Source organism: Streptomyces sp. NPDC086077, from assembly GCF_040686175.1.
In the GTDB taxonomy this organism is placed as follows: domain Bacteria; phylum Actinomycetota; class Actinomycetes; order Streptomycetales; family Streptomycetaceae; genus Streptomyces.
The window spans coordinates 1-6,187 of record NZ_JBFBJT010000249.1 but is presented as its reverse complement, the minus strand read 5'-3'; the positions used below and the strand labels follow the sequence as shown (position 1 = coordinate 6,187).

Annotated in this window: 6 protein-coding genes and 1 pseudogene; 4 read left to right on the top strand and 3 right to left on the bottom strand. The window is 72.6% G+C overall.

Annotated features, from left to right (window positions below):
* Both AB0O67_RS36015 and AB0O67_RS36010 read left to right on the top strand, forming a co-directional pair.
* Positions 1-1,397: pseudogene (locus AB0O67_RS36015) on the top strand (peptidase M28); the annotation flags it as partial.
* Positions 1,398-1,449: 52 nt separating this feature from the next.
* Positions 1,450-2,598, top strand: a complete 1,149-nt coding sequence (locus tag AB0O67_RS36010) for a serine hydrolase domain-containing protein (protein WP_365459903.1) — start codon at positions 1,450-1,452, stop codon at positions 2,596-2,598.
* A gap of 111 nt (positions 2,599-2,709) precedes the next feature.
* On the opposite strand, the gene AB0O67_RS36005 is transcribed toward AB0O67_RS36010, so the two are convergent.
* Positions 2,710-3,129, bottom strand: coding sequence for an organic hydroperoxide resistance protein (locus AB0O67_RS36005; RefSeq protein WP_365459900.1), 420 nt, complete (start codon positions 3,127-3,129; stop codon positions 2,710-2,712).
* Between the two features lie 380 nt (positions 3,130-3,509).
* Positions 3,510-4,532, bottom strand: a complete 1,023-nt coding sequence (locus tag AB0O67_RS36000) for an NADP-dependent oxidoreductase (protein WP_365459897.1) — start codon at positions 4,530-4,532, stop codon at positions 3,510-3,512.
* Between the two features lie 117 nt (positions 4,533-4,649).
* Here AB0O67_RS36000 and AB0O67_RS35995 point away from each other — a divergent pair, with 117 nt between their 5' ends.
* Positions 4,650-5,090 (top strand): MarR family transcriptional regulator, encoded by a 441-nt coding sequence (locus AB0O67_RS35995; protein WP_365459894.1) that lies wholly within the window; start codon positions 4,650-4,652, stop codon positions 5,088-5,090.
* 128 nt (positions 5,091-5,218) lie between these two features.
* Positions 5,219-5,938 (top strand): class I SAM-dependent methyltransferase, encoded by a 720-nt coding sequence (locus tag AB0O67_RS35990; protein WP_365459891.1) that lies wholly within the window; start codon positions 5,219-5,221, stop codon positions 5,936-5,938.
* Between the two features lie 32 nt (positions 5,939-5,970).
* On the opposite strand, the gene AB0O67_RS35985 is transcribed toward AB0O67_RS35990, so the two are convergent.
* Positions 5,971-6,187, bottom strand: a 217-nt coding sequence (locus AB0O67_RS35985; RefSeq protein ID WP_365459888.1) for a hypothetical protein, incomplete at its 5' end; no start/stop codon positions are given.

Below are 6,187 nucleotides of genomic sequence, written 5' to 3'. Positions count from 1 at the left end.
GCCGGTCCGCGGTCAACATGGCCGTCGCGGGTGCCGCGCTCGACGCGACCCTGGACTACGTGCGGGACAAGCGCCGCACGCTGGTCGCCGACCAGATCGAGGTCTTCCGGCGCGGCCTCGCCGGGGCCGCGCAGGTGCCGGTGTCCGAGGAGACCGTGCCCGGGGTCCCCGGCATCGGCCCCGAGGACGTCTACACCACCACCTTCCCCCGCGCCTACGTCATTCCGGTGGGCGGCGGCCAGCGCTCCCCCGCCGCCGCCTCCCGTCTGGTCGGCCATCTGCTCGCGGGGGACGTCCGCGTGGGCCGCGCGACGCACTCCTTCCGGCTCTCCGGCCGCTGGTACGCCAAGGGCTCGTACGTCGTCGACATGCGCCAGCCCAAGCGCGGTCTCGCCAACGTGCTGCTGGCCGACGGGCGGGACATCAGCGCCGAGGTGTCGACGATGTACGACATCTCCGGCTGGAGCCTCGGCCGGCTGTGGGGCGCCACCGTCGAGCCGGTGCGCGGGCTGTCCGCCGTGCGGCTGCAACCGGTGCGCGAGGCGGCGCGCGTGGGGTACGTCGCCCCGCGCGGCGACCTGCGGCTGCGCCTCGGCGATCCGCGCGAGGTCGCGGCCCTCAACTCCCTGCTCGCCCAGGGCGTACGGGTCCGGCAGGCGGCCGACGGCAGTGCGCTCGTGCCGGGTTCGGCCCGGCGGCAGGCGACGGCCGCGGCCCGCGCCCACGACGTCGCCTTCGACGCCACACGGCTGACCGGCGGCACCCCGCTGACGCGGGTACGGGTGGCGGCGGCCGTCACCTCGGGTGAGCTGTTCGCGCTGCGCGAGATGGGCTTCGAGGTGACGCCGGTGTCGGCCGGAGTGCTGAACGCCGGCTTCGACTGGTCGGGGGTGAACGTGCTGTTCGTGTCCGCGGGGCTGGCGTACGACGACCTGAACCCGGCGGCGCGGCAGGCTCTCGGCCGCTTCCTCGACGGTCACGGTCTGGTCGGGCGCGGGGCGGCCGGGGCGGAACTCAACGCCGGTGCCGGGCTGCTGCCGGTCAAGCCCGTCGAGGGCAACGGGGACGCCAACGGGGTGGTGCGGGTGGTGAACGCGGGAGGCCGGATCACCGCGGGTGCGCCGGAGCACACCTTCGTCTACGCGCCGCTGTGGTTCACGGATCTCGGACGCGGGGTGCGTGTGGAACAGTCGTACGCGACCGGGAATCCGCTCGTGTCGGGTCACTGGCGCGCCCTGCCGGACGGCACCGGCGGGCCCGGGGCCGCGGCGGGACGGGCGTCGGTGATCAGTGGCCCGCGTGCGGTGCTCTTCGGGACGGAACCACTCTTCCGTGATCACCCCAAGGGGGAATTCGCTCAGGTCGGGCGGGCATTGTTCACCTTGGCGACCAGGTAGACCACGGCACACACGCGAGCAGCGGACGGCCGAGGAGGCAAAAGGAGATCGGATGACGCAGGAGATCCACGGCACCGTCGCCGACGGCTACGAGGAGGTGCGCGCGGAGTTCGCCGCGTTCGTGGCCCGGGAGCGGGCGGACTACGAGGGGCAGTTGTGCGCCTACGTGCACGGGCGGCGGGTCGTCGACCTGTGGGCGGGTCCGGACGGCGCCTCGGCCGAGTCGCTGCACGGCGTCTTCTCGTCCACCAAGGGCGCCGCCCACCTCGTCGTCGCGCTCCTCGTCCAGGACGGCACGCTCGAACTGGACCGGAAGGTGACCTACTACTGGCCGGAGTTCGGCGCCGAGGGGAAGAGCGCGCTGACCCTGCGCGAGCTGCTCACGCACCGCGCGGGGCTGATCGGGCTCGACGCCGGGTTCACCGAGGAGGAGCTGGCGGACGACCGGATGGTCGCCGAGCGGCTCGCGGACCAGCGGCCGTTCTGGCGTCCCGGCACGGCGTTCGGCTACCACGCGCTGGTGATGGGCGCGCTCGCCGGTGAGGTGGTGCGCCGGGCCACGGGCCGCACCCTCCAGGAGGTGTACGAGGAGCGGGTGCGCGCCCCCTACGGGCTGGACTTCTTCCTCGGGCTGCCCGCCGCCGAGGAGGTCCGCTTCCGGTCCGTGCAGCCGATGCTGCCGTCGTCCGAACAGCAGGCCGTGCTGGACGCCCAGCCGGCCGGACCGCACACGCTCACCGCGATCGCCTTCAACTCGCATGTGGGCGACCCGGGCGAGCTGGTGGACCACGCCAACTCCCGCCTGGTCCGCGCCAAGGGACCGGCTTCGGCGGGCGGCGTGGCATCGGCGCGCGGGCTCGCCGGGATGTACGCGGCGGCGATCAGCGAGGTGGCCGGGCGGCCACCGCTGCTGAAGCCGGACACGGTCGCCGAGGTCGGCCAGATCCACGCCGTCGGCCACGACCTGGTGGCCCGGACCCACAAGGCGTTCGGTCTCGGCTTCCAGGCGACGGCCGAGAACTGGTACCCGTTCCTGGGCGCGGGCGCCTTCGGGCACAGCGGGGCCGGCGGTTCGCAGGCCTTCGCGGATCCGCGCAGCGGGCTGGCGTACGGGTACACGCGGCGGCGCTGCGCGTTTCCGGGCGGCGCGGCACCGGAGAACGAACGGTTCGTCCGGGCGGCGCACCGGGCGGCCCTGTGAGCGGGGCTCCGGCCGACTGACCCCGGTTCAGGCCGTCCGGCCCCGAAGGAGGGGCGAAGGCCGCACCCCACGTCCTGGGGTGCGGCCTTCGTCGTGCGCGACGGGTTGCCGTCAGGCGAGCGTCACGGTGATGTTCCCGCGGGTCGCCTTGGAGTAGGGGCAGACCTGGTGGGCCTTCTCGACCAGCGCCTTCGCGGTCGTCTCGTCGACGCCCGGGATGTCCGCCGAGATCTCGACGATGATCCCGAAGCCCTCGTCGTTCTTGCCGATGCCGACCTTCGCGGTGACGGTCGACCCGGAGATGTCGGCGTTCTCCTGCCGGGCGACGACGCCCAGTGCGCCCTGGAAGCAGGCGCTGTAGCCGGCGGCGAACAGCTGCTCCGGGTTGGTGCCGGAGCCGCTGCCGCCCATCTCCTTGGGTGGGTTCACCACGACGTCGAGCTTGCCGTCGTCGGTGGCGACCCGGCCGTCGCGGCCGCCCTGGGCGGTGGCGACGGCGGTGTACAGGACGTCGGACTGCTGAATGGGCATGCGGTGGTCTTCCTCCTCGGTCCGCCCGGGACTCGCGCCCACGATCCCCGACGACTTCGGAAAGAAGTTACCGCATACCGGAAATCCAAGGAAGAGTGAGGCGGGGAGGCACTGACCTGACTCCCCGGAGGTACGCCGTCGCCGCCGCGTTACTCGGACTGTCCCTCGCGCCGCTCGGCTCGGGGACCACACACGCCGCGCCCACATCGCCGGGCTCCTCGGAGCACGACCGCCCGGAGCACGCGCCCCTCGAACTTCGACCTCCCTCTGAAGGGCGTCGCCCAGCCGCTGCTGGACGGCCCGTCACCGCGGCACCCGGAGGTGGCCTTCCACGAGTGACCGGCGCACGCCGCCGGGGCCCTTGGCGCGCGAGCCTGCGCTCAGAGCTTGACGATCATCTTCCCGGTGTTGTCGCCGCGCAGGACGCCGAGGAAGGCCTCCAGGTTGTTCTCGATGCCCTCGACGACGGTCTCGCGGTACTTGAGGGCACCCGAGGCGACCCAGGGGCCGACCTCCTGGACGAACTGCGGCTGGAGGTCGTAGTGGTCGCCGACCAGGAAGCCCTCGATGCGGCCGCGGGTCTGGATCAGGCGGGCGAGGTTGCGCGGGCCGGGGGCGGGCTCGGTGTCGTTGTAGACCGAGATCATGCCGCAGATCGCGATGCGGCCGCCCTGATTCAGGGAGCCGACGGCCGCCTCCAGGTGGTCGCCGCCGACGTTGTCGAAGTAGACGTCGATGCCGTCGGGGGCGGCGTCGCGCAGCTGCTCGCTCACCGGCCCCGCCTTGTAGTTGAAGGCGGCGTCGAAGCCGTACTCCTCGACGAGCAGCTTCACCTTCTCGTCGGACCCCGCGGAGCCGATGACCCGGGAGGCGCCCTTGAGCTTCGCGATCTGCCCGACCTGGCTGCCGACGGCGCCGGCGGCGCCGGACACGAACACCACGTCGCCCTCCTTGAAGGCGGCGGTGCGCAGCAGACCGGCGTAGGCGGTGAGCCCGGTCATACCGAGGACGCCGAGGTACGTCGACAGGGGCGCGGCCTGCGGGTCGACCGTGACGGCGTTCTTGGCGTCGAAGGCGGCGTACTCGCGCCAGCCGAAGAAGTGCAGGACGTGGTCGCCGACGGCGAAGCCCTCGGCGCGGGAGGCGACGACCTCGCCGACGGCGCCGCCCTGCATGACCTTGCCCAGCTCGTAGGGGGCGGCGTAGGACTTGGCGGCGCTCATGCGGCCGCGCATGTAGGGGTCGACGGAGACATACAGGTTCCGCACCAGGACCTGTCCCTCACCCGGCGTGGGCATCGGGGCCTCGACCAGGGCGAAGTCCTCGGGCCTGGGCCAGCCGACGGGGCGGGCGGCCAGGTGCCATTCGCGGTTGACGTCAGGGAGGGCGGGGGTGTCGGTCATGGGGGGCACCTTTCCTCGGGCTTCGGGCTCATGCGTCGGCACCTGATACTTCAGTACCTGAAACAACGATGCGCTTTAACATTTCATGCTGTCAAGTAACGGGGTACCCTGGACGGCATGGCCACACCTCACAGCACCCGCCCCGACGCGCTGACCATGGAGGTCGTCGACCTGATCGGCTCGGTCGTGGCCCGGTACCACGAGGAGTACGAGGAGGCGGCCGCCGAGCACGCGCTGACCGGCGCCCAGGCGAAGCTGCTCAGCCTGCTCTCCCTTGAGCCGCTCCCCATGCGCAAGCTGGCCCACAAGCTCAGGTGCGAGCCGTCGAACGTCACGGGCATCGTGGACCGCCTCGAATCGCGGGACCTGGTGGAGCGCCGCCCGGATCCGGCCGACCGCCGGGTGAAGCTGGCGGCGGCGACCGACGAGGGCCGCCGGGTGGCCCGCAGCCTGCGCGACTCGCTGCGCTTCGCCCGCGAGCCGCTGGCCGGGCTGAGCGAGCAGGAGCGGCGGACGCTGCGGGACCTGCTCCAGCGCATGGTGGCGGTCGACGGCTGAGGCCCGCCCGGCCTCGAGGGCCGGCATGGGCCGGGTGCGCCGCGCCATCACGCCTTCCGGGTGGCGGCGGGCGCGAACCGCCGCACGGTTGCTGGGCCGCGGGTGCGGCACGTCCTTAGCCTCGGCGCATGGCGACCCTGTGGGACCTCATGCGCGACTGCATCCCCGACGACCACGCCCGCCAGGTCACGTCCCGCTACTACCTGGACGAAGTCATGACCTCGCCGGGCGCGCCGGACCGGGTGGTCGACCTCGGGTGCGGGCGGGGCGCGTCCGTCGCGCTCTTCCGCAGACACGATCCGAAGGTGCGATGGGTCGGCGTGGACATCCGGGACTCTCCGGAGTCCCGGCAGCACCGGCCCGGCGGGGATCCGCTGGTCCACTTCGACGGTGTCCGCCTGCCGTTCCGCTCGGACACCGTGCCGCTGATCTACTCGCACCAGGTCTTCGAGCACGTCTCGCACCCGCGTGAGTTGCTGGCGGAGATCGGCCGGGTGCTGCGGCCGGGCGGGCTGTTCATCGGCAGCACGTCCCAGTTCGAGCCGTACCACTCCTTCAGCCTGTGGAACTACACGCCGTACGGATTCCGGGTGCTGGTCGAGGAGGCCGGACTGGCCCTGAAGGAGATCCGGCCGTCCCTGGACGGGGTGACACTGATCATGCGGTCCTACGGCAACGGCTCGAAGCAGGAGTACGGGCGGTACTGGAACGAGGAGTCGCCGCTCAACGTCGAGATCGACAGCTGGGCGGAGCAGACCGGACGGCGCACGGCGCTGGTGAACCTGCGCAAGCTGATGTTCTGCGGTCAGTTCGTGTTCCGGGTCGTCAAACCGGAGCGGGCGGCCTGAACCCGGCGGGTCCGGCCGCCCGCCCGGACCCGTCAGCGGGACACCAGCAGCTCCGTCCAGTCCCGGGCGACCCGGCGCAGCGAGAACTTCTCCCGCACCTGGGTGCGGGCCAGTTGCCCGGCGTCCCGCCAGCCCTCCTCGCCCAGCCCGGCGAGAGCGTCCGCCATCGCCTGAGGGTCCTGGTGGATCCACCGCCGGTCGTAGATCTCGTCCGCCCCGGGCCACGGCAGCAGCGCGGGCACCGCGGCG

What these genes read in the sequence shown, in the direction of transcription:
- AB0O67_RS36010 (WP_365459903.1), top strand. Translation starts at nt 1,450, where the DNA reads ATGACGCAGGAGATCCACGGCACCGTCGCCGACGGCTACGAGGAGGTG.
- AB0O67_RS36005 (WP_365459900.1), bottom strand. Translation starts at nt 3,129, where the DNA reads ATGCCCATTCAGCAGTCCGACGTCCTGTACACCGCCGTCGCCACCGCC.
- AB0O67_RS36000 (WP_365459897.1), bottom strand. Translation starts at nt 4,532, where the DNA reads ATGACCGACACCCCCGCCCTCCCTGACGTCAACCGCGAATGGCACCTG.
- AB0O67_RS35995 (WP_365459894.1), top strand. Translation starts at nt 4,650, where the DNA reads ATGGCCACACCTCACAGCACCCGCCCCGACGCGCTGACCATGGAGGTC.
- AB0O67_RS35990 (WP_365459891.1), top strand. Translation starts at nt 5,219, where the DNA reads ATGGCGACCCTGTGGGACCTCATGCGCGACTGCATCCCCGACGACCAC.